The 21,008-nt window shown below is 49.5% G+C and carries 20 protein-coding genes and 1 riboswitch; of the genes, 5 read left to right on the forward strand and 15 right to left on the reverse strand.

Going from position 1 to position 21,008, the window contains the following annotated elements; genetic code table 11:
* Positions 1 to 25 precede the first annotated feature (25 nt).
* The 3 genes from LIZ87_RS11840 to LIZ87_RS11850 form a co-directional block, all read right to left on the reverse strand.
* Complete coding sequence (locus tag LIZ87_RS11840; RefSeq protein WP_178316560.1) at positions 26 to 415, reverse strand: HI0074 family nucleotidyltransferase substrate-binding subunit; 390 nt, start codon at positions 413 to 415, stop codon at positions 26 to 28.
* Entirely contained in the window at positions 402 to 695 is a 294-nt protein-coding gene (locus LIZ87_RS11845; protein WP_227147227.1) for a nucleotidyltransferase family protein, read from the reverse strand. The genes LIZ87_RS11840 and LIZ87_RS11845 overlap by 14 nt, the downstream gene beginning before the upstream one ends.
* 210 nt (positions 696 to 905) lie before the next feature.
* Positions 906 to 1,658, reverse strand: a complete 753-nt coding sequence (locus LIZ87_RS11850) for an SseB family protein (protein WP_227147230.1) — start codon at positions 1,656 to 1,658, stop codon at positions 906 to 908.
* Between the two features lie 448 nt (positions 1,659 to 2,106).
* Here LIZ87_RS11850 and LIZ87_RS22875 point away from each other — a divergent pair, with 448 nt between their 5' ends.
* Positions 2,107 to 2,283 carry a Fic family protein gene (locus LIZ87_RS22875; RefSeq protein ID WP_334301005.1) on the forward strand — a complete coding sequence of 59 codons (177 nt, stop codon included), beginning with the start codon at positions 2,107 to 2,109 and terminating at the stop codon, positions 2,281 to 2,283.
* 899 nt (positions 2,284 to 3,182) lie between these two features.
* Here the strand turns inward: LIZ87_RS22875 and LIZ87_RS11860 are convergent.
* The 8 genes from LIZ87_RS11860 to LIZ87_RS11895 form a co-directional block, all read right to left on the reverse strand.
* On the reverse strand, positions 3,183 to 3,803 hold the full coding sequence (locus LIZ87_RS11860) for a CatB-related O-acetyltransferase (RefSeq protein ID WP_227147233.1): 621 nt from the start codon (positions 3,801 to 3,803) through the stop codon (positions 3,183 to 3,185).
* Between the two features lie 16 nt (positions 3,804 to 3,819).
* Positions 3,820 to 4,524: a conjugal transfer protein gene (locus LIZ87_RS11865; RefSeq protein WP_227147236.1), complete on the reverse strand. Its 705-nt coding sequence runs from the start codon at positions 4,522 to 4,524 to the stop codon at positions 3,820 to 3,822.
* Positions 4,525 to 4,657: 133 nt separating this feature from the next.
* Positions 4,658 to 4,921 (reverse strand): CD3324 family protein, encoded by a 264-nt coding sequence (locus LIZ87_RS11870; RefSeq protein ID WP_227147238.1) that lies wholly within the window; start codon positions 4,919 to 4,921, stop codon positions 4,658 to 4,660.
* Between the two features lie 388 nt (positions 4,922 to 5,309).
* Positions 5,310 to 6,179: a tyrosine-type recombinase/integrase gene (locus tag LIZ87_RS11875; RefSeq protein ID WP_227147240.1), complete on the reverse strand. Its 870-nt coding sequence runs from the start codon at positions 6,177 to 6,179 to the stop codon at positions 5,310 to 5,312.
* Positions 6,180 to 6,353: 174 nt separating this feature from the next.
* Positions 6,354 to 6,824 (reverse strand): YbaK/EbsC family protein, encoded by a 471-nt coding sequence (locus LIZ87_RS11880; RefSeq protein WP_178316225.1) that lies wholly within the window; start codon positions 6,822 to 6,824, stop codon positions 6,354 to 6,356.
* A 64-nt stretch (positions 6,825 to 6,888) separates the two neighbouring features.
* Positions 6,889 to 7,701: a tetratricopeptide repeat protein gene (locus tag LIZ87_RS11885; protein WP_227147242.1), complete on the reverse strand. Its 813-nt coding sequence runs from the start codon at positions 7,699 to 7,701 to the stop codon at positions 6,889 to 6,891.
* Positions 7,698 to 8,921, reverse strand: a complete 1,224-nt coding sequence (locus tag LIZ87_RS11890) for a DUF5716 family protein (RefSeq protein WP_227147243.1) — start codon at positions 8,919 to 8,921, stop codon at positions 7,698 to 7,700. The genes LIZ87_RS11885 and LIZ87_RS11890 overlap by 4 nt, the downstream gene beginning before the upstream one ends.
* Positions 8,922 to 8,975: 54 nt before the next feature.
* A complete protein-coding gene (locus LIZ87_RS11895) occupies positions 8,976 to 12,545 on the reverse strand; it encodes a DUF5717 family protein (RefSeq protein ID WP_227147245.1) in 3,570 nt (1,189 codons plus the stop codon).
* A 153-nt stretch (positions 12,546 to 12,698) separates the two neighbouring features.
* On the opposite strand from LIZ87_RS11895, the gene LIZ87_RS11900 reads away from it, so the two are divergent.
* The 4 genes from LIZ87_RS11900 to LIZ87_RS11915 all read left to right on the forward strand — a co-directional run bounded on the left by LIZ87_RS11900 (position 12,699) and on the right by LIZ87_RS11915 (position 16,667).
* Complete coding sequence (locus LIZ87_RS11900) at positions 12,699 to 13,217, forward strand: DUF4364 family protein (RefSeq protein WP_178317339.1); 519 nt, start codon at positions 12,699 to 12,701, stop codon at positions 13,215 to 13,217.
* Positions 13,218 to 13,426: 209 nt separating this feature from the next.
* Positions 13,427 to 14,986, forward strand: a complete 1,560-nt coding sequence (locus LIZ87_RS11905) for a polysaccharide deacetylase (RefSeq protein WP_227147247.1) — start codon at positions 13,427 to 13,429, stop codon at positions 14,984 to 14,986.
* Positions 14,987 to 15,112: 126 nt separating this feature from the next.
* Positions 15,113 to 15,880, forward strand: coding sequence for an ABC transporter ATP-binding protein (locus LIZ87_RS11910; RefSeq protein ID WP_178315761.1), 768 nt, complete (start codon positions 15,113 to 15,115; stop codon positions 15,878 to 15,880).
* Complete coding sequence (locus LIZ87_RS11915; RefSeq protein WP_227147249.1) at positions 15,873 to 16,667, forward strand: ABC transporter permease; 795 nt, start codon at positions 15,873 to 15,875, stop codon at positions 16,665 to 16,667. Before LIZ87_RS11910 ends, LIZ87_RS11915 begins: the two co-directional genes overlap by 8 nt.
* A gap of 151 nt (positions 16,668 to 16,818) precedes the next feature.
* Here LIZ87_RS11915 and LIZ87_RS11920 read toward each other — a convergent pair whose 3' ends face one another.
* The 4 genes from LIZ87_RS11920 to LIZ87_RS11935 all read right to left on the reverse strand — a co-directional run bounded on the left by LIZ87_RS11920 (position 16,819) and on the right by LIZ87_RS11935 (position 20,970).
* On the reverse strand, positions 16,819 to 17,517 hold the full coding sequence (locus tag LIZ87_RS11920) for a radical SAM protein (RefSeq protein WP_227147251.1): 699 nt from the start codon (positions 17,515 to 17,517) through the stop codon (positions 16,819 to 16,821).
* Between the two features lies 1 nt (position 17,518).
* Positions 17,519 to 18,082, reverse strand: coding sequence for an ECF transporter S component (locus LIZ87_RS11925; RefSeq protein WP_227147253.1), 564 nt, complete (start codon positions 18,080 to 18,082; stop codon positions 17,519 to 17,521).
* Positions 18,079 to 19,077, reverse strand: coding sequence for a nucleoside hydrolase (locus tag LIZ87_RS11930; protein WP_227147255.1), 999 nt, complete (start codon positions 19,075 to 19,077; stop codon positions 18,079 to 18,081). Before LIZ87_RS11930 ends, LIZ87_RS11925 begins: the two co-directional genes overlap by 4 nt.
* Positions 19,078 to 19,491: 414 nt before the next feature.
* Positions 19,492 to 19,536, reverse strand: a riboswitch (PreQ1 riboswitch).
* Between the two features lie 108 nt (positions 19,537 to 19,644).
* Complete coding sequence (locus tag LIZ87_RS11935) at positions 19,645 to 20,970, reverse strand: MATE family efflux transporter (RefSeq protein WP_227147257.1); 1,326 nt, start codon at positions 20,968 to 20,970, stop codon at positions 19,645 to 19,647.
* Positions 20,971 to 21,008 lie beyond the last annotated feature (38 nt).

Genomic DNA, 21,008 nt, shown 5'->3' on the forward strand with positions numbered 1-21,008 from the left:
CTCTATTTTTATTATCCACCGGCCTTTATAGCCAGTGATCTTCCGCTTCTTTTTTTAGTTCGCAGAACATATCGTAAAAATGTTCCTTTGCCTGCGCTACAATACCAAGGGCAATATTTTCATTGTAGGAATACGCCACATTATTTCTCTCCTGCAGTGCCCGAAGCCACAGGTCTTCATCTTTTATCATTCCTGCCTTATATGCCGTCTTTAAAATGATCTTCGGCGAGCCTGTTGCTCCTTCCTCATATCCATGATTTTCCAACATATTCTTCATCATTTTCCACGCTTGTTCAAAGCATAATTCATATAAGCCTACCAAGCCTGTCAGTATAACCGTATCATACGGTTCTTTGTAATTGTAGATTTCCTTCATATTTGACAGAGCAGCACAAAAATTCTCATACTTTCTCATAGATCACAATCCCCTCCTTTCTGATCGAATCTGCCAGCTCCTGCTGCACATCTCTTGCCAAATCAACAATATCATACTCCAGTAATGTTGATGTTTCCTCGTCTATATCCAGCGCAAACCGCGCAAAATCTCCGCCCTCCACCGCCAGATCAATATCACTCTTTTTACGAAAATCCCCCCGTGCCCTGGAACCAAAAAGGATAACCTTTTTTACGTTGTAGTTCTCTGCCAGCGCGCAGATCTCTTCGATCACAATGGGCCTGATTCCTGTTTCTGTCATCCTTTTCCTCCCTCACTGAATAGCTGTCAGCAAATATATGATAACATGACCTCTCCCTATTATCAATTTTAATCTTTAATTTCCTACTACTGTTGTTTGAACTGGCGATTGGAAAAGATACCTTTCATTATCTGAAAAGGAATGATCACTCCTGGAAAGCCTCTCACTAAAAACGGGAGCCTGTGCAGACTCCCGTTCTCTTTTCTACACCTATTTAGTTCTTGTTATTGTCAAAGGCATATTCACACCCATAGGATTTAACACGATCCCCTTTGCCTCCTTCGGAAGAGCCTGGGGGATCTTGTCCGCCTTAATCACCAGGGGGCGAAGATTATTTTCCCGGTTGAATTTCTGAAATTCCAAAATGTCAGTGAAGATCGGCTGGAACAGCTCTTCCTTGTTCAGCTTTACCAGAGGAATGCCGTTGCCCTCCTTCTGCACTGCCACCACATAGCTGCCCTTTGTAAAGTTGCTTGCGATCTCCTCCTGAAGCTCCTTCAGCTTCGGATCTGCCTCCTGTCCCGGCTTTTTCCGAAACTCCTGCATATAGTACAGAGCAGTCAGATGAAGAGCGGGATTCTCTACCCATACCTTTCCGTCCGGCTGTTCATCCGTGCCTGCCCGTTTCACAAAATCGGACAGCTGCACCAGGCATGTTCCTCCCTCTGTATCCACGGACATGGCGTTAACGCCCATCGTGTAGAGGCTGGTGTAGAACAGCAGCAGCTGGCGGTTCTCCAGCTTTGCCACTGTAACTGGCGTCTTCTCTGCCAAAAGGCGGGCAGCCTCCTTCTTTGCCTTTTCCAGATCAAAAAATACAAATACCTCGTCATCAAAGGTCTCCGGATCGCAGAGCACATAAGGTGCTCTGGTGCAGGCTGAAAATATGACATAAAGCTCCTGTGTCTGGCGAAGCTTAAGGGTGATTGGGTTTGCAGATGTCTTGTTTGTATCCTTATCCATGTGTTTCTTCTCCTGTCCTGCCTGCTTTTTCTTTTATAAGTCATCCATTGTGTATACAGGCAGCCGTGTAGTATTCTTTCCGAATAGTTACCCGAATTGTATCATATTGGGGCAGGATGTGCAATGATTTGTAACAAAAGAAAATCTGTTTAACACAAATAAGGTAACAGTTCAGCTCTCCTTGGTGGACACTGCTCTTTCCATGCTGTAGAATAAAGAAAAAACCAAAGGAGAAATCCCTCATGCCAAAGAAGCCTACAAAGCTCGAAATTCAGCTGTGGATTCCTGCCGCTTGTAAGCGATCTTGCCTGCAAAGATTTTCAATGAGCAGCCTGCCGTCAGAGCTGCTACCGCAAAGGAAGTAGCTGAGTATATAAAGATAAGAAAATAAAATGTATCCGCCACTCTATCTCACACCAATTGAATACGAGTATGACGGAAAGCTCATATTCTTAACTATTGCAAGGTAGCTCGCAGTAAAAAAGAAATTTGTTCCTATTTGGGATATAGGAATCTCACATTTTTTACAAAAAAACATCTCATGCCGCTGATCCTGTCCGGCAAACTAAAAATGACTATCCCCGACAAACCAAACAGCCGACTCCAAAAATATATAAAAGCCTAAAAATCCCCTCTGCAGGAGAAACCGTTGAAATATCCTGGTAAAGAGAAGAATCTTCTCCTACCTGCTGGCTCAGGGCATTCAGCTGGAGCATAGACATCAACGCCGCATTCTTCTTCGCCTGCAGACACGGAGACAAAGACCATGCCAGGAGTATCCAGGCAAAAGTCCGGAAGAAAGATATCATGGCGGCCAATCTGGACATCAATGAAAAAGAGGTCATTGTCCTTTGATGAACGCTGATAAGGAAGTTTTAAAAACAAACCATCTTAACGTCTGACAAATAGGTAAAGCAAAAAGAAGTGTATTGCCATCACAAGTAATGCACTTCTTTTTTGCTTATTTCTTTACGCTATCATATTAGACGCACTAATCAATATTCGGACAAATTCTGTCCATCTCTATAAAGTCTAAAAAAAGCATAGTCAAGTGATATTTCATGCTTCTGTTTTCTCCTCAAATCGCGATATGCGTTGCGTGCTGCATTGCGGAGAACGACTTTGCAATAGGTGTTGAAAGCATACTCGATATGCTCCATAAATTGTTCAGAATACCTCATTTTCTCATCACCCCCTTTCTTTCCAGTAGGAAGCTATTACAACAAACGCCCATGCAGAATAAGACCGCATGAGCGTTTAAGTAATATGAGCTATTATGGCATACTAAAGGTGTAGACAGCTCATACTCATGGGCGGAATACTCCGCTGTATGAAATAGGATTTTTTTAATAACTGTCTGTTAGCTAATAAAAACATGGCGATACCTCCTTGATACCGCCATAGACATTTTTGTCAACATAATAAAATAGGCGGCTCTGAATTTCAAAGCCGTCCATAAAATACTTTCGCGCATGAGTAATGATACTGTACGACGGCTTTTTTCTTTTGCCGTCGTGCGGCAATTTAACGCAAGTATTCGATATTTCCTGACTGTATCTCGGTTATATGTTGTCGAATACGTTCTTCAGACCAATTCCACCATTTTATTTTAAGCAGAAAATCAATCGTTTCTTGGGTAAAACGCTTTCTTATAAGCTTTGCCGGAACACCGCCGACGATTGTATATGGGGGAACATCTTTTGTAACAACGGCGCGGGTTCCGATAACAGCGCCGTCCCCAATCGTAACACCTGCTAACACAACTGCTTCATAACCAATCCAAACATCATTCCCGATCACAATATCGCCTTTGTTATCCCAGGCTTTTGTAATATCCTTCATATCTAAATTCCATTCTTCAGAAAATATGGGGAATGGATAGGTAGAAAGCGAAGATAAACTGTGATTTGCACTATTGAATATAAATTTTGCTCCGCAGGCAATCGAACAAAACTTACCGATTATCAGCTTATCCTGGTTGATTGGGTACTGATATAAAACATTATTTTTCTCAAAATCCTTTGGTTCTCTGACAAAATCGTTATACATTGTATAATCGCCGATTATGATATTGGGATTGCTGATGACACTTTTTAAATAGACTGTTTCTTTGTCCTTTGAACGGGGATAAATTTTCTGTGGCATGACTGCTCCTTTCATGTTATGCAAATGGAAAAGTAAATTTTTTGATATGCTCAAAGTGATTATTCTCTGCATAATACACTGTTCGTTCATTTACAGAATAAACAAATGAAACTCTGGTCGCCCACGCGCCCTCTTGCCGGACAGCGTGAAGTAATGTAAATGCGCCGGAAACTGAAAACTCGTTTTTACAGCTATCTAATAACTGCAAAGCCCGTTCATACCTATCATCACCCGGCACAATAAAATCTCTCGTACTTTCCGGCCTCATCAAAGAATAATTCGTTATCAAGGAATACTTACTCTGTTCTTCCCTGTAACCAATTCCCGGTTCAATTACCAATGTGCGTCCATGAACATCAGACAGCATTGCCTGCATGGTAGCGTCCGACGCATAAACGATTTTCTTAGACCTAACAATTTGAAGAACCTCATCAAAGGAAATCTGCGCCTTGATAAACTGCTCTGTTAAATCGGCAATCGTCATACAGTTACCACTGTCTTGATACGCTCCGGCAGAATTGCCATGCACATATAGCAGCGTTCCTGCATTTCCGTTTTGATTCACTCCATGATAAGAATGATAGACTCCGTCTGGCCGCAAAATTCCGATATAGAAACGCTCTTTTTGTTTCATTACTTTATGCGTCCATACAGAAAGGTCAATGTCAAAATTAAAGCCTGTTATTATGTCGCTTCCACGATAAACAAATCTGGTACACATAGCAGCCGCCTTTCATAAAATCTTTGTATGCTTCACTTTTAGTTTACAGACATTCAGATAGACATTCTATACACTGTACGATACCGAAATGATTGGTATAAAATAAGAGGCTGCTCTTGGCAGCCCCTTACGGTTACTTTTGATATATGATTTTCCGAACAGCATATAAAGATAAGCAATATTTTTCAGACAGACACTCCATAGAAATACCACTTTGATATTCCTCTTTTATCTGTTGATTGCGCTGCGCTAATTCCTGCCGGTAGCCGGAAACTTCTCCCCAACGTTTTTGCTGTTCCTGCTCGACAGGGACGTAGATATATCCGCCTTGAACATAAGTTTGCAACTCTTTTACCAATGCGTCCGGAAGAATCACTTGTGCATTCAGATATTTCATGCGGGCTTCCTCCTTGATGTGATAGTCAAGTTGCAAAGCCAGCATTTTTATTTTGCGACTATTTTTACTCCATGCAACCGTCGCAATCTACTGGCTTTGCATGGAGAAAAGCTTTGTTTCTCTTTTGAGTGTTGATACACATACAAATCACTTCTATCTGTCTGATACGATAATCTGATACGAATACAGTTTAGCACATCCTTAATTCTATATCAATCTTGATTGTTGTTGCGCTGTTTGGCATTTCCAACTTGTCCTCCGTAATAGAAAGTGAGAAATGATTTTTTTAATTTATTCCAAAAAACTTTGGCAAAACTGCCATGTGCGGTGTAGTAGGGAGGTATTAAATCATAGAAGGGCGATTGGATATTACATAATCCATATTATGTCACATTCCCGCTTTCCGGCTCTCTGACCTCCAGCTTTCATTCAGCAGCAATCCCAGCTCCAACTGTTTTAAACATGCCTCCATACTGCTTATCATGGTGTATCTTCTTGTTGTTTCCACACTGCTATGCCCCAGAAAATCCGCCAGACGCACCAGATCTTTTTCTTTTTCATAGTAGCATCTTGCAAACAAATGCCTTAAATTGTGCGGAAATACCTTGCTCTCCTTTACTCCTGAAAATATACAAAGCTTTTTCATCTCTGCCCATACATTTCTCCTGTCAACAGGCTGCCCGCTCCGGGTGACGAAGATGCTGCCCCTTTTTATATGCATTCTCTGGCAATACGCCTTCAGCAGCTTCACCAGCTCCCGCGGCAGCAGGATCACTCTCTCCTTCCCCTTAAAATGGATATGGACCAAATGATCCCTCAAAGCCTCAACTGTGATATACGCAAGCTCCCCGATCCGTATCCCTGTACTCCCTATGGTCTGTAAAATGCAGCTCAGCCTGTGGTTTCCCCTCCGCTCTGCTTCCATGACCAGCCTTTTGTATTCACTCCGGCTCAGTTCCTTCTTTTCATCACGGAAGATCTGCCGCTGCTGGCGGAAGGTCTGGACACAGCAGTCCATACGCCCTTCGTATTTCAGGAAGCAGTTTAAAGAAGCCAGCATGGAATTGGCACTGCTTACCTTATAATGCTCCCGAAGATATTCCTTAAACCGGAGTACTTCCTCCCTGCCCCATTCATCTAATTCCACGTAACTTAAAAACAGCCGGATATCACGGACATATTTTTCAATCGTGTTGCTGCTTTTTTCCTGGCTCCTCAGATATGCTTCAAATGATACGATCGTATTTTCCCTTGGCATATTGTACTTTCCTTTCTCTACTGATTTTACTTCCTCATGCAATCAATATCAGAGTTTCTCTCATAATAAAGAGCGCAGATTTTATCGTGCTGGTACGTAGTTTTTCGTTCTCCTCTTAAAAAAGAAGAAAGGCCCCTTCTAAAAAGCCTTTCCCAGGTTGTTCCTGTCCCTTTCCTACTCCCACCCTTTACAGACATCGATCCACGCCTCATACCCGGAGCATTTCTCCAGATCTGGGATGGACAGCTTCACTGCGCTATTGCTGCTCCCGCAGGCCGGATAGACGATGTCAAAACGCTTCAGGGATTCATCCAAATATACTTTGGCGCCTTCCTTGACGCCGAAGGGGCACACACCTCCCACTGCATGTCCCACCAGTTCTGCTACCTCCTCCGGTGACAGCATTTTTGCTTTTGTGTGAAAATATTCCTTGTATTTGTGGTTGTCCACCTTTGCATCTCCGGCTGCCACAATAAGTACCGGGCCGCCCTCTACCATAAAGGACAAGGTCTTTGCAATATGGGCAGGCTCACAGCCCACTGCCTGGGCAGCCAGCTCCACGGTGGCGCTGGATACTTCAAACTCCTGTACCCTGTCTCCGAATCCATATCTTTCCAAATGTTCCTTTGCAATGTCAAATGCCATGATGTATCATTCCCTCTGTAAATCTGCTTTTTATCCTATTTTGTAACTGTCCAGGACGCAGTCTTCATACCATTTTCCTGTATTCCTGCTTCCATTTGCCCACCATCACGGCAGCGCCGTTCATCCGCTTGATGGGATCCTTCTTAAACAGTGCCCGCAGGGCCCGGACCTCCTCGGCCTGCTCTGCGTCAAGGGCAGCCTGGGCAGCTTCCTGCTCCCATTTTTTCCGCTTTTCCTCACTGAAACGGCTTCTCAGGGACTTTTTTATCTCCAGCTCAGGGGCGAACCGATTCAGGAAGAAGATGCGCTTTAATACCTCCTCACGTTCTCCCAGCTCATAGGCCTTTTCATAGGCAGTGAGGGCCTTGCGGAACTGGAACATCTGGGCGTAGGCAGACCCCAGATTGTTGTATACCTTTTCACGGAAGGCTTCATCCATCTTTTTGTCCGCAGGCAGCTCCAGCACCCGCTCATACCGGGCAGCCGCTCTTCCGTACTGCTGTTTGCGAAAGAGATAATCTGCCCTGGCCTTGCCATACTCTGCCGGGTGAAGGCTCCGATAGGAGGAAACCTCTGTCTTATATTTCTGTATTTCCTTTTCTGTGTAATAATCACATTCTGAGAGGAACAAAAGCAGGATCTCCTCCGGCCTGGTCCCTGTCTCCAGGAGGCGCTCCATCCGGCCCGCTACAAAGTCCATATCCAGCTCGCTTCGTATAAAGCCAGTCAGAGTCTCGTCCACAAAATCCTCCATCACCAGCAGCGGATTGTTGTAGATCACATAGCACAGCTCCTGGGAGGAAAAAATGTGGATGCCCAGCACCTCAATATAAAAAGGATGACTCACCGGCTCCTGCCTGCACAACAATAAACTCATAGTTTAACCTCTTGCCTTACCACTGCACCGGACGCAGGAAAAAGCTCTCCAAAGCCCTTGTCCCTTATCACGGTCATCATCGTGGTTTCATCTGTAAAGCCCACATTCATTTCCACCCTGGTGGTCCTGGGCGGGCGCTCCGGAAAGCCTGTAAGGGGCACACGCACCAGCTTCTTTTTCCTGGAATCTAAGGGGCTTATGATAAATTCGATCTCACTCTGCCCATCTACGATCAGCTCTAAGGAGCTTCTGGACTCATACCAGTTATCCCCGTAGGAGGCGATCACCAGCTGCTGCTCCTTCCCCTTCCGCAGGATCTTTAGGGAGACCTCTGCCTTCAGCCTTCCCTCGCAGATAAATATGTAGGGGTAGGAGGTGCCCTCCTGCAGGTAATCCTGGCCCTTAAAGGCAGCTCCCTTTGAGAAGAGATAGGTCTCCACAAAAACCTTTCTGCGGCTGCAGGCAAGCTTCATAAAGCCTCCTGCCCAGTCCTGGCGCTCAAAGCCCTTTCCCGTGAGAAATACCGTGGAAAACAGCTTGCGGCTCAGCAGCTTTTCCCCGCAGGAGCAAAGGATCTTGTCCGCCAGCCGGCTTCCCGACGGGGAATCCAGGATGTCCAGATTAAAGGCCTCCTCCTGGTTCTGGGCCTCTGCCTGGACCATGTTGCGGCGCATGCCCCGCTGCACCTTCATCTCGTAGTAGCAGAGCCTGTCCGAGGCCAGTTCAAAGAGTCCCACCTGGTTCGTCCAAAGCTCCTTTTTCTGGCTCAGCACATAGTAAATAAAGCTCTCCGTGTGGCTGATCACATGAACGCGCTCCCTGGGTATCTCCAGATAATCTGCGCAGTACATCAGGCAGTCCATGAGCTTGGCATCAATGCTCTGAAGAGTGACGACCAGCTGCTCAATCTCACTGGTGCCAAATTCTTTTTTTGGATAATCCAGCACCTTTTTGATAAACAGCTTTAAGAGGGTACTTCCGCTGTAACAGATACCGCCAATGGTGGAGGTTCCATCCTTCATTACCATCTTAAGGAGCTTATCCGTGATAACCCCCTCTCCCAAAAGGGTGGCAGCATATGCTTCTTCCCCTGTCAGCCAGATTTCCTCCTCCTTCCTGCGGCAGATCACCGCAGGGATCGTCCAGGACTTCTCTTTATCATAACAGCTGATCTGGACATAATCATCATTGAGATCCAGACCAATTATAAGACCGCCCATTGACAGCTCCTCCGTTTTTTCATCCTGAGCCCTCCCTTCAGGAAGCGCTCCCTATCATTCAATGGGAAACAGCTGTCCCAGTGCTGCTGATTTCTTCAGATAATCCTCCATTGCCTGAGACAGCTTTTTATCATCCTTTTCCTTTAAGGCAGCGCCCATACGGTTTAAGCAGGCAAAACGGCTGTTTTCCCGGCCCTCCAGCTTGTGGTCGCACTGGACGCTTCCCTGGGCGGCAAGCTCTCTTACCCCCTGGACAGAATCATATATGCGGTACTCCATGGTTTCCCCTTCAAAGAGCACCTTTTCCTTTACAAATATCCCCTGGTATACCCTGCGCATATCCTCCGTGTGGAACTCCTGCTCCTCAGGAAGAATGCGCAGCACAAGCTCCGGATATCCGTCCCGTTTTCCCCGGTATTCGATCATGGCCTTATCCAGGATATCCTCCGGCACCGGTATGTGGCGGGATAGATCCCTTGTGTAAGGGAATACAAGGCCTTCCTCCAAAAGGATCCCTGCCATCTCCCGGCAGAGATGCTCATCCTCCCCGTCAAGCTTCTCCAGAGTGGAAAAATACCGTGTCAGCGCAAGCAGGTAAATGGTCGGCACACGCTCCATATCCCCGGCAGTGCTCACTGCCTTCTTTAAATAGGAAAAGACGCGTCCGTCCACCTGCGCATCCTCCAGAAAATACTGGATGCTCTTCTGGGTAAAATAGGCCTTTACCACGCTCTCCCTCGTCTGCTTGCGGTTCATATATAAATCAAACACAGAGTCCATCTGCTCGCAGCAGCCCGTAAACAGCATCTGGCAGAGCAGCCGTTCCTCTAAGTCATATGTCTCCACATGCTCCCTTACCCCCTGGGTCAGCACCTCATACATCTGGGACACTGTGCCGTTAAAATGCTCACAGAGGTAATCTAAGATCACGCTGTCAAAACTTCCTGCCCGAAACACCCGGAAGGCCAGATGGAGGAGCAGGTCGTCCTGGTCAAAGAGCTGCTGCAGAATGGTCTTTGCACACAGCTTCATGAGCCGTGAGGCGCTGATGTACTGGCTGCCATATTCACGGATCATATCATAGGCTTCCTGCATATAATTCTGGCTGATCAAGGTTTCACAGATCTGCTGCCTCTGGCGTGGATCCAAGGGCTTTTTATCGATCTGGATCAGATAGGCGCAGTTGACCTCCGAAGCCGCCTGGCAGTAATAGTCCGTCACTGCCTTCAGTATCTTCTTCCGGAACACCGGGTTAAACCGAATCTGGGCCAATGAATCCTCCAGAAGCTCTGCCTGGCTGTTATCCTCCACGCCGTGCTCCATGATCTGGATGCAGCGCCCAAGCTTTAACATGGGATGGTCCGGATAAACCTCATAGCATTTGTCTAAAAGCTCGGATTTTTCCATCACAGGGATCTTCCTGTGCTTCACATCCAGGTATCTGTTCCCATAGGAATCCTGGAAGAAGATCACGTTTCGGCCTGAGAAAATGGGCACATAGGCGGCCCCATTTTCCAGCAGATAAGCCTCCTCCTCCCACAGCTCCTCATAGCGGAGGATCACATACTTCATACGCGGATCCTCGCAGACAATGCGGCAGGATTTGAGAATGCCTGGCAGCACCTGGGCCACCCGCCCATCGATCATGCTCTTATAGATCATGTGCTCGTAAATGACAGCCAGCCTGCTGTTGATCTTTGACCGGAAAAGCTGATCCATGGCAAACTGTTCCATATGGCGCACATAGGTCTGGTACAGCTCCGAGGACGGACTCATATAGAGCAGGATATTCCGGTACAGCACAGAACGGCTGTGGTTATCCAGATCCTTGTCATAGGAAAAATACAGCAGCACTTCCTTTGGCAGCAGATGGCCGTAATCCTCCGGAAGGGAGTACAGGAAATATTCATAAAGCCTTGTGAGATTCACCCTGCAGCCCATGGCCTTTTCGTACCAGGCAAAGGCCTCCCTGCTCTTCTGCTCTCCCTTTATGAGAAGGCTGCAGATAGCCTCCAAAAGCTCCATCTCAGGATAACGCTCATAGAGCATCACAGCCAGGCGCTCAGCCAGCTTCCTGTAATATTTCAGCCCCAGCATGAACCTGGCGGTCTTTAAGGCCATGGCCTTTGTCACCATGCCTCTCTTGACCCCCAGATGCAGCATCTGTATCTCAAAATCCCCCAGCTTTGTGAGGAGATCCGGGTGTGACCCCACCAGACGGCAGGCTGCCGCATAGACAAAGGGGCTGCTGCTGCCGTTATGGTACCAGTTCTCCAGTGAACGGTAAAGCTCCAGCGGATTCTGGGCCAGTGTCCCGTCCAGCTTCATAAGGAGCAAAAACAGATAAGGCTCCCTTACCTCCTCCTCCCAGAGGATCTTCTTGATATAGCGCACCAGGGATTCCTTCTGGCTCTCTGAGGGCTGGATGGAAAGGCTTAAGTACTGGTAGTAGCAGTACAGCTCCACCTGCTTTTCCCTGTTCCTTAAAATGCTGTCCCTGACCTCGTCTAAGGCCATGGCGGCATTTTCCTTACGCCCATTTAAGATCAGAAGCTCTGCCTGCATGAGCCGGATGCGCTCGTCCCTGGGATAATCGGATCTTAAGGCATCGGTCTCCTTCATCATCTGGTTCAGAAGAAGGGCCGGCTCGTAGATCCCTGTCTCATAATCCAGCCTCAGGGACAGGTAGCGGCACAGCCCCAGCCGTTCTCCATGACTGTCGCTGTCATGCTCGCGCCCGGTAATGTCCACCGTGCAGTCGCCCTCGGCTTCTATTTCAATGGTAAATGACTGCCTCAGGGAGGTGATCCGTATCCTTCCGAAGTTCCTGCCCCTGTGAAGGAGTTTTGGAAGTATCTGGAAATGAATGCGGCACCGGCCGTTCACAAAGTCCCTGTCTGTGATCCCCTGGGCCTCCAGGCGGATAAAGGGCGCCTCTGTCTGAATGGAGGCGGACACATAGCCCCAGCCGCTTGACCTGATATCAAGGCAGGCATCAAGGGGCTCCAGGACATTTTCATAGATCCTGGCCTCTGTGTTTACAGACAGGCTCACCGGCTCCTTCACATGAAGGGCTACTAAAAATTCTTCTAACAGATTGCGCCTGCCGCCCCTGCCCTTTAAGCCCTCGTAGATGGTACGCACCCGCATGTCCTGCATAAAGGGAGCTTCTGTGAAATCCTGGTATTCAAACATCCGCAGAGCCATTTCCAGATCCCGCTTTGCAAGGTTCGCAAAGTCCCTGGCCGTCTTAAGCTGCTCCAGATTTCCTGCAGGGCCTGATGCCTGAACGCGCAAAGAATAAGGAATCTCCCTCTCACCGCCATTGGTGACCAAGTAAAAAGATCCCTTGATTTCGTCCCCCCGCTCACAGTACCGGGTATTGACCTCGTATTGAATGCGGTTGCGCAGCCCTCCAAAGGCATTGTTCAGGACCTGCACGCGCTCATCGCTGGAATATACCAGACCCTTGATATGCAGATTGTTTCCGCTGTTTACCGTAAGTTCCCCGCGGATCGTCTGGCCTGCCGGAACCGCCGCCTCCACCGCCTCCGGTTTCAGCAAAAGCTCCGGTACCCCATTCTCGATCATGCCCCTGGCAAGACGGTTAATCCGTTCTCTCATAGTGTACCACCTGTATTTTCTCCTTAAACGTAAATGGACATGCGCCGCTGAGGCAGGGCGCCACCAATTATGTAACATAATATCACATTTCAGCTTGATTTAAAAGGTTAAAATTGTTATGATAAATAAAAATGCAGATGGAGTGTGTACTGTATGCTGACAGAGCCGATGACCCTTTATAAATTGATGAATCTGTATATGCTGAAGCAGGTGAATTTTCCTCTCACCAACGCCCAGCTTACAAGCTTTTTCACAGAGCATGAGTACACCACCTACTTTACTCTGCAGCAGGCCTTAAATGAGCTGGAGGATGCAGGCCTTGTGCGCAAGGAAGCCAGCCACAACAGCACTCGTTACGATATCACAAAGGAGGGGGAGGAAACACTGAATTTCTTCGGAAAGAACATCTCTCCTGCCATTGTGAGCGATATGGACCAGTATCTGAAGGAGAACAAATTCCGTCTGCGGGAGGAGGTCGGCACCACCGCGGATTTCTATAAGGGCACGCACCAGGACTATATTGTCCACTGCGAGGTCCGGGAGAATAAGACAACCCTGATCAGCCTGGAGCTCTCTGTCCCTGACAAGGACCAGGCAGAATCCATGTGCAACCAGTGGAAGTCCAAAAGCCAGGATCTCTATGCCCATATTATGAGGACGCTGCTGTCCTGAGCAGCCGCCTTTTCGCAGGCTTTGCGTGCAGCTGTCTTCCCAGCCCCGAACCGGGGCTTTTTACTATGAAAGTCCTGCCGCCGTGAGGCGGCATGTATTCAGGTATGCCAAATGCGTCCACCAGACTTTCGTGATGCGGTGGCGCGTCCGCCCGCTGGACGCATGCAGGTTTAGGATTACATTTAACCGATTGGAGCAGATTTTTATTTATGAGCAGATCAGATTACAGACGCCGTCAGGCCCGCAGACGCAGGCAGAAGTTTGCCCGCCTGTCCCGGCATCTTCCCACTTTTATCGTATTACTTATCATCACAGTTCTGACCGGGGCCTTGCTTTTCGGCCTTTTTCGTTTTGTGCTGAAAAAACAGCCGCAAAGCAGCGTTGAGCGGCTGATACAGGCAGAAGGAGGGGCTGCGGGCAAAGAGAATGGGGCTCATGGAAGCTCCAGCGGCAGCTTTGGCGGTTCCGGGGAAAATGGCAATACCGGAGCGTCAGGCCCTGACGAAACCAATGGTTCCGGCAGCGCTCCCTCCTCCCGGGAGCCCCAGGACGAAGTGGACCGCCTGATTGCCCAGGCTGACCGCATTGCCATGGGCTATGACTATGACGGCGCCGCCGCCCTTCTCACGGAGGAACATGCCGGCGGGATCGACCTGTCTGACTCACGCATACAGGCTGCCCTTACGCGCTATGAAACGGAGAAGGCTGCCCTTGTTCCCGCCGATATGCAGGAGATCACCCACATATTTTTCCATTCCCTGATCATGGATAACGCCAAGGCCTTTGACGGTGACAAGGATGCTGCCAACTACAATTCCGTTATGACCACAAAGGCTGAATTTTTAAAGATCTTAGAGGCCATGTACCAAAAGGGCTATGTACTGGTCCGCCTCCACGACATTGCCTGTGAATCCACGGGCGCAGACGGTCAGACATCCTTTTCCTGGGGAAATATCATGCTGCCGGAGGGCAAAAAGCCCTTTGTCATGTCCCAGGATGATGTCTGCTACTACCCCTACATGGAAGGCGATGGCTTTGCCAGCCGGATCGTGATCGGGGAGGATGGCAAGCCCACCTGCGAAATGGTGATGGATGACGGCTCTGTGTCCATTGGCTCCTATGACCTGATCCCTCTTCTGGAGGACTTCATTGAGGAGCATCCCGACTTTTCCTACAAAGGAGCCAGGGCCGTCATTGCATTTACAGGTTATGAAGGCATTTTAGGCTACCGCACCGCCTCCTCCTACAGCAGCAGCCCTACCTATGAGGAGGACAGGCAGTCTGCTGCCCAGGTGGCCCAGTGCTTAAGGGACAATGGCTGGGAGCTGGCCTCCCACAGCTGGGGGCATCTTCAGCTGGGAGTGGCAAAAGATCCGGAGGAGGGCTTTGCCATTTCTGAGGAGCGCTTCCGCACAGATACGGATAAATGGGAGGCGGAGGTGGAATCCCTCATCGGGCCTACGGACATCCTCCTTTATCCTTTTGGCAATGACATTTCTGACTGGCATGCCTACAGTCAGGATAACTCACGTTTTACCTACCTCTATTCCAAGGGCTTCCGCTATTTCTGCAATGTGGATGCCAGCAAACCCTGCTGGGTACAGAAGGGTTCCACCTACCTGCGCATGGCACGCAGGAATCTGGACGGCTACCGCCTCTATGAGGACATGGTGCAGACAGATCCTGCGAAAAAACGTCTCACAGACCTGTTTGAAGCTGCAGACATTTTCGATCCTGCCAGGCCTACTCCTGTCACCTGGAGCTATTAACGGAAGGGCGCCCTAACAGTTCAGGCGCCCTGAACTGTTGCCGCAGAAGGTCTCCTGGCAGAACGGTTTTCCCTCCTTGACATATAATAAAGCAAGGAACGCAATGTTATATGAAAGGAGCATTTCATGATTCCCAAATTGGAATGTAACAGGGTCAGCTATTCCTACCACTCCTTAGATGGTGAGACACTGGCCCTTTCTGATATATCCTTTTCTGTGGCCTCCGGGGAATTTATCGCCATTGTGGGGCCGTCGGGCTGTGGAAAATCTACCCTTTTATCTCTCTTAAGCGGCCTTACAGAGCCGGAACAGGGAGAGATCCTCATTGACGGAAAGCCCTTAAAGGACTCTCCCTCTGCCACAGGATACATGCTGCAGAAGGATCATCTCTTTGAATGGCGGACCATTTTCTCCAACGTAGCCCTGGGCCTTGAGATCCAGAAGCGCCTTGACGGCCAGACAAAAGAGGAGCTTCTGGAGATGCTTGACTCCTATGGGCTGACAGGCTTTGAACACGCAAAGCCCTCGGAGCTGTCCGGCGGCATGCGCCAGAGAGCGGCGCTCATACGCACACTGGCCTTAAAGCCTGATCTCCTCCTCCTTGACGAGCCCTTTTCTGCCCTTGATTACCAGACAAGGCTGACAGTCTGTGATGACATTGGCTCCATCCTTCAGAAAACCGGAAAGACAGCCATCCTTGTGACTCACGACCTGTCAGAGGCCATCAGTGTGGCTGACCGCATTATCATCCTCACTCCCAGGCCCGGACGGATCAAATCCATTTTACCTATCACCTTTCCCGCGGACTGCAAAAGCCCTCTGGCACGGCGCAACTGCCCGGAATTTTCCAATTATTTTAATTCTGTATGGAAGGAGCTGAAGGTTTATGGATAAGAAAATATCTCTGTCCCAGCAGGAATTTGTGGAAAAGGAGCTGCGCCGCCGCCACCAGGTTGCGATCTGCCGCGTGATGCTCTTAGTCCTTTTGCTGGCATTGTGGGAGCTGGCTGCCTCTATGAACTGGATCGACAGCTTCATTTTCAGCTCCCCCTCCATGATCGCTCTCTGCCTGGTCCGCATGTTGAAGGATGGAAGCTTGTTTCTCCACACCGGCGTTACTCTCTTAGAAACCCTCATAAGCTTTGCCATCTGCACAGCCCTGGGCCTCCTCTGTGCCCTTCTCTTGTGGTCCAGCAAAAGTGCGGCCCAGATCCTGGAGCCCTTCCTGGTGCTCTTAAACAGCCTTCCAAAATCAGCCCTGGCCCCCCTTCTCATCGTATGGCTGGGGAACAACATGAAGACCATTGTGACGGCTGCTGTCTCTGTGGCTGTGTTCGGTTCTATCCTGACCTTGTATACAGGTTTTGAGCAGATGGATACTGAAAAAATAACGCTGATCCGCTCTTTAGGCGGAAGCCAGAAGGATGTGCTCCTCAAGGTCCTTCTCCCCGGCTCCCTGCCCATGCTGATCAGCAATATGAAGGTCAACATCGGCCTCTGCCTGGTAGGCGTTATCATCGGAGAATTTTTAAGTGCCAAAGCGGGCCTGGGCTATCTTATCACCTACGGCTCCCAGACCTTTGCCATGACAATGGTCGTGACCTCCATTGCCATCCTGTGCCTGATGTCCTGGGGATTGTATCAGGTGATCGCAGGGGTGGAAAAGCGGATAAAACGGTGAACTGTTACAATCCGTCAGGGTTTCCTGTGACAGAAAAAGCCGCCTGGCATCCGTTATGGGTATCAGGCGGCCCGTCCTATTTCACCTTCCACATCCTGCGCTGCATCTTCTTACAGCACACACTGCAAAATGTCAAAGTCCTTTCACCATGTCATCCCACCCCAAAATCCGTGATCTCATACAGCACTTCCACATCCGGATCATCGAAAAGCCAGCGGTATTCCTCCATGAACCATTTCACCAGCTCCTCATCCCTGCGGATCGGGGTCGTATTGTTATTGTATACATTGACTGTTCCCAGCTTAAAATACCGTTTCAGGCAATCAATGTCGCGGGCGATCATCTCCCTTGTCTGGCCTTTCACTCCCACCATAAGGCAGGGAGAGTCAAAATACTCTGCCACCTCCTGCGGGGCGGTAAAGCCTGCATGCTTATTCAGCACCTTCTGGCGGAACTCATTGTCAAAGGTCTCCACTCCGATCTTAAATACGATGGGCACCGGCATCTGCCTGCGCATGGGGGCCAGGTGCTTCCGGTACATCCAGTGGGCTTCAAAGAACAGCTTTTCGATGTTTTTTTCCCTGACAATCTGTTCCACGTCCTTTAACGTCTCCTTCGGAAGCTCAAAGCAGCTGCCGGAGTTAATGACCTCCAGCACGCCAAATTCCCCTGTCACCCGCTTTAACACCTGGCGGTTTAAGGAGACCATAGCTGCCTCGTCCCTTCCGTTGTCGTCAATATAATCGCAGAAGCTGCATTTTCCCCAGGCACAGGGAAAGCCCCGCAGCAGGCAGATCTCTCTTTGATTTTTATTGGTGATCCGGCTGTAGCGCTCCTCCGGTACTCCCATATTACCGCTCCCCCTTCCATTCGCATTTCATCTCGTATGGTATGGCCTTCATGAGGCTGCACACCAGAAATACACTCACCAGCCGGTCAATGTAATCGGTCACGATCTGCACCACGAACACGGAGGCTGTCATGCCCAGAGGCGTTTTTGCCAAAAGCTGCACCAGGATGGTGGACCCGGAGGAGGTGATCCCTCCAAAGAGCACGCTGCAGATAACAGAGCTTACGATGGTTCCCGGCACTGTGATGAGAAGGGAGGCTGCAAGCATTCTTTTCCTGCCCTCCACAGGCATTTTGAAGACAAGGCCTGACATAACGCCTACGATCATCCCCACCGGTGCAAAATAAAGGGAATAAATGTCTGTGGTCATCCCCAGGATCACGCCGCTCAAGAGATTGGGCAGGGCGCCAAAGGCCGGGCCCATAAGCGCCCCTGCCAGGATGGTCCCAATGCTGTCCAGGTAGATCGGGAGGCGCAGAGTCAGGGCAAGCTGCCCTCCCGCCACATTAATGACTGCCGCCAGGGCGGTCAGGCAGATCTGAAATACGGTGATCCTTCTTTTCATGCCTCTCCCTCCTCTACCAGCTTCTCTAAGAGGTCCAGCTCCTCCTCTTTTCTCCCCAATATCCTTCCAAAGAATAAGCGGAAGAACCGGAGAGCATCTGTCTCTGTCAGCACAAGGGAATTCGCCTCCCTGTGGTAGAAATCCATGGAATCCACAACAGTCTGCCCCATGGATATCCCTCCCGTCTCCACTGCCGTGTAGGCTGCAAAGCCGCTGCAAAGGCTCCTGTCTGCAAAATAGGCCACCGCTAAAGGATCATTGATCACACAGCCGATCAGGTGCTCCTGCTGCCAGTGGAAATCAAAATAAAATTTCGTGATGGCCTGGATAAAGCCTCCTGTCTCCGGATCCAGCCGCTTCATATACTCCAGCAGATTGGGTGTGAGCACAATGCGGCGGGTGACATCCAGGCCCACCATGGCGATCCTCTTTCCCATGTCACAGGCGGACTCATACACGATCGCAGCTGCATCCGGATCTGCCCAGTAGTTGTATTCCGCCACGGGAGAGCAGTTTCCATGGCTCTTAAAGCTTCCGCCCATAGAAACGATCTCGTCCAATGCCCGGAAAGCCTCCGGCTTTTTGAGAGCCAGCTCTGCCAGATTTGTCATAGGCCCCAGGGCTATGACAGAACAGCCTGTGGCCTCTATGGTCTCAGCCATAAAGTCCAGCGCAGTCTTTTCCGGCACAGCTGCCTCCTCTCCGGAAAGCTCCGGCAAAAAGCTCTCTCCTAATCCGTCGGCCCCGTGGGTGTCTAAGGCATTTACAAACGCTCTCTTTAAGGGCTTTTCGGCGCCCTTATACACCGGAACATCCAGGCGTCCCATCTGTCTCAATACCTTTTTCGCATTGGCAAAGCCCATATCTGCGGGACAATTGCCGCAGACAATGGTGATCCCCAGCACCTGGAGCTCCTCCATGGAGAGGGCCAGCATTAACGCCAGGCTGTCGTCAATTCCGGGATCACAGTCAATGATCACTTGTCTCTTTTCCATTTTTCTTCCTTTCTCTTACAAAAGGCAGAAAACGCTGGTAAGAACAAAGCGGGCAAGCCCGCCTCAGCTCCCCACCCCCTCAATCCCCAGGGGCTTTGCCTGCTTCACGCAGCGTGTGCATCTTGCAGGTCGGGCTTTTTGTATCATAGGAAGCTCCAGAAGAGTTTCCTATGATACAAAAAAGCTGCTCTTGTACATGCCATAGAACCCATAAGCACGACAACAGCAGCACTCTGTCAAAACACAGCGCGGTATATAGTAACAGCTCAGACGGGTATCTTCTTGCCCGGCTGGGCCGGACAAGAAGCAACGGATGTCCATCCGGTGTGGAAATCTATAAAAAATGGCCTTACAAGCAAGCTTGACAGCTATTTTCTCATAGATTCCCCGCCGTCTGAACTGTTAAGGTATATATTCTGCCTAGTTTTTTATACTGGGAGGTTCTCGAACCAGTCGGCATAAAGCCATTTGCATATTGATTTTGCTTAGACAGTGTAACACAGATTGACGGCCGTGGCAAGGACTTTGCCCGCTTGAGTTCCCGCATTTTGCACCGCGGCTGCCCTTCTATGCTTCCTGCTCCTTGGGAAGCCAATCCACCTTCACATAGTAGATCAGCATTCCAATGGCACATACCACCCAGGTAATGGGCCAGCCTGCAAAGACGATGGCCAGGCTTCCCGTAAGGGGAACTGCGATCATCAGGTAGATCTGCCGCAGCACCACAAAGCTTCCCAGCATAAAATACATGGGAACCCTTGACCGCCCTGCTCCTCTTAAAGCTCCATTTAGCGTCTGGATGACCGGCTGAGCCATGTAGGCATAGGAGAACAGCCGGAGCATCGTGGTTCCGTTCGCGATCACCGCCTCATCATCAGTGAAAATGCTGATCAGCGATGAACCGAAGCGGTTTGCGATCACAGCTCCCACCAGAATGATCGACGAGCTCATAAGCCAGGTGGCATATACCCCCTTTTTCACCCTCTTAAACTTCTTTGCCCCGATATTCTGCCCCACAAAGGTGGAGATCGTCATATTGAAGCTCTGAAGGGTGAGCTGCATGAAGCCGTCGATGCGCAGGGTCGTAGAATAGCCCGCTATGGCTGCCGTGCCAAAAAAGTTGATATAGGACTGGACAATGACATTGGAAAATGATGTGATGCTCTGCTGCAGAGCCGTGGGGAAGCCAAAGGAAACGATCTTCTTAATCATCGTCTTGTGGAAGCGTATTTTCTTAAGCTCCACCCGGTAGTCCTCCTCTGTGTGCATCAGCTTGTACAACACCATAGCCGAGCTCACTGCCTGGGCGATCACCGTGGCAATGCCCACTCCTGCGATCCCCATGCCAAAGGCGCACACGAACAGGAAATCCAGGGCAATATTCACCAGGCTGGCCGTTGCCAGATAGATCAGAGGATTCCTGGAATCCCCCACTGCCCTCAGGATACCCGCCCCCATATTGTAATACAGGGAAAATATGATCCCTCCAAAATAGATCGTCAGATACAGAGTGGAGTGAGGCAGCACCTCCTCCGGCACGCCGATGGCCCGCAAAAGAGGCCTTGTAAACAGGATCCCGGCCGCTGTAAACACCACGGCCAGCAGGCCTGTCAGAGCCAGGGAGCAATGGATCGCCATGCTCATCTCCTGCTTTTTCATGGCACCGTAATATTGGGATATCACGACTCCGGCTCCCGCCGACAGCCCCATAAAAAAGCCCACCAGCATATTGATGACAGAGGTCGATGCGCCCACAGCTGCCAGCGCGCTGGTATTGACATAGTTTCCTACCACATAGGAATCCACCGTATTATACAGCTGCTGGAAAAAATTTCCGATCAGCAGCGGTACTGTGAACCAGATTATAGACTGGAAAATATTTCCATATATCATATCACCATTCTTCTTCTGCAACTCTCTACCTCAGCCTT

The organism is Lacrimispora sp. 210928-DFI.3.58 (assembly GCF_020554865.1).
Lineage (GTDB): Bacteria > Bacillota > Clostridia > Lachnospirales > Lachnospiraceae > Enterocloster.

Excerpts from the sequence above, each read along its gene's own strand:
- LIZ87_RS11905 (WP_227147247.1), top strand. The coding sequence starts at position 13,427 with ATGAGCAGATCAGATTACAGACGCCGTCAGGCCCGCAGACGCAGGCAG.
- LIZ87_RS11885 (WP_227147242.1), bottom strand. The coding sequence starts at position 7,701 with ATGAGTTTATTGTTGTGCAGGCAGGAGCCGGTGAGTCATCCTTTTTAT.
- LIZ87_RS11875 (WP_227147240.1), bottom strand. The coding sequence starts at position 6,179 with ATGCCAAGGGAAAATACGATCGTATCATTTGAAGCATATCTGAGGAGC.
- LIZ87_RS11935 (WP_227147257.1), bottom strand. The coding sequence starts at position 20,970 with ATGATATATGGAAATATTTTCCAGTCTATAATCTGGTTCACAGTACCG.
- LIZ87_RS11910 (WP_178315761.1), top strand. The coding sequence starts at position 15,113 with ATGATTCCCAAATTGGAATGTAACAGGGTCAGCTATTCCTACCACTCC.
- LIZ87_RS11895 (WP_227147245.1), bottom strand. The coding sequence starts at position 12,545 with ATGAGAGAACGGATTAACCGTCTTGCCAGGGGCATGATCGAGAATGGG.
- LIZ87_RS11925 (WP_227147253.1), bottom strand. The coding sequence starts at position 18,082 with ATGAAAAGAAGGATCACCGTATTTCAGATCTGCCTGACCGCCCTGGCG.
- LIZ87_RS11865 (WP_227147236.1), bottom strand. The coding sequence starts at position 4,524 with ATGTGTACCAGATTTGTTTATCGTGGAAGCGACATAATAACAGGCTTT.
- LIZ87_RS11845 (WP_227147227.1), bottom strand. The coding sequence starts at position 695 with ATGACAGAAACAGGAATCAGGCCCATTGTGATCGAAGAGATCTGCGCG.
- LIZ87_RS11900 (WP_178317339.1), top strand. The coding sequence starts at position 12,699 with ATGCTGACAGAGCCGATGACCCTTTATAAATTGATGAATCTGTATATG.
- LIZ87_RS11880 (WP_178316225.1), bottom strand. The coding sequence starts at position 6,824 with ATGGCATTTGACATTGCAAAGGAACATTTGGAAAGATATGGATTCGGA.
- LIZ87_RS11850 (WP_227147230.1), bottom strand. The coding sequence starts at position 1,658 with ATGGATAAGGATACAAACAAGACATCTGCAAACCCAATCACCCTTAAG.
- LIZ87_RS11840 (WP_178316560.1), bottom strand. The coding sequence starts at position 415 with ATGAGAAAGTATGAGAATTTTTGTGCTGCTCTGTCAAATATGAAGGAA.
- LIZ87_RS11930 (WP_227147255.1), bottom strand. The coding sequence starts at position 19,077 with ATGGAAAAGAGACAAGTGATCATTGACTGTGATCCCGGAATTGACGAC.
- LIZ87_RS11870 (WP_227147238.1), bottom strand. The coding sequence starts at position 4,921 with ATGAAATATCTGAATGCACAAGTGATTCTTCCGGACGCATTGGTAAAA.
- LIZ87_RS11915 (WP_227147249.1), top strand. The coding sequence starts at position 15,873 with ATGGATAAGAAAATATCTCTGTCCCAGCAGGAATTTGTGGAAAAGGAG.
- LIZ87_RS11890 (WP_227147243.1), bottom strand. The coding sequence starts at position 8,921 with ATGGGCGGTCTTATAATTGGTCTGGATCTCAATGATGATTATGTCCAG.
- LIZ87_RS11920 (WP_227147251.1), bottom strand. The coding sequence starts at position 17,517 with ATGGGAGTACCGGAGGAGCGCTACAGCCGGATCACCAATAAAAATCAA.
- LIZ87_RS11860 (WP_227147233.1), bottom strand. The coding sequence starts at position 3,803 with ATGCCACAGAAAATTTATCCCCGTTCAAAGGACAAAGAAACAGTCTAT.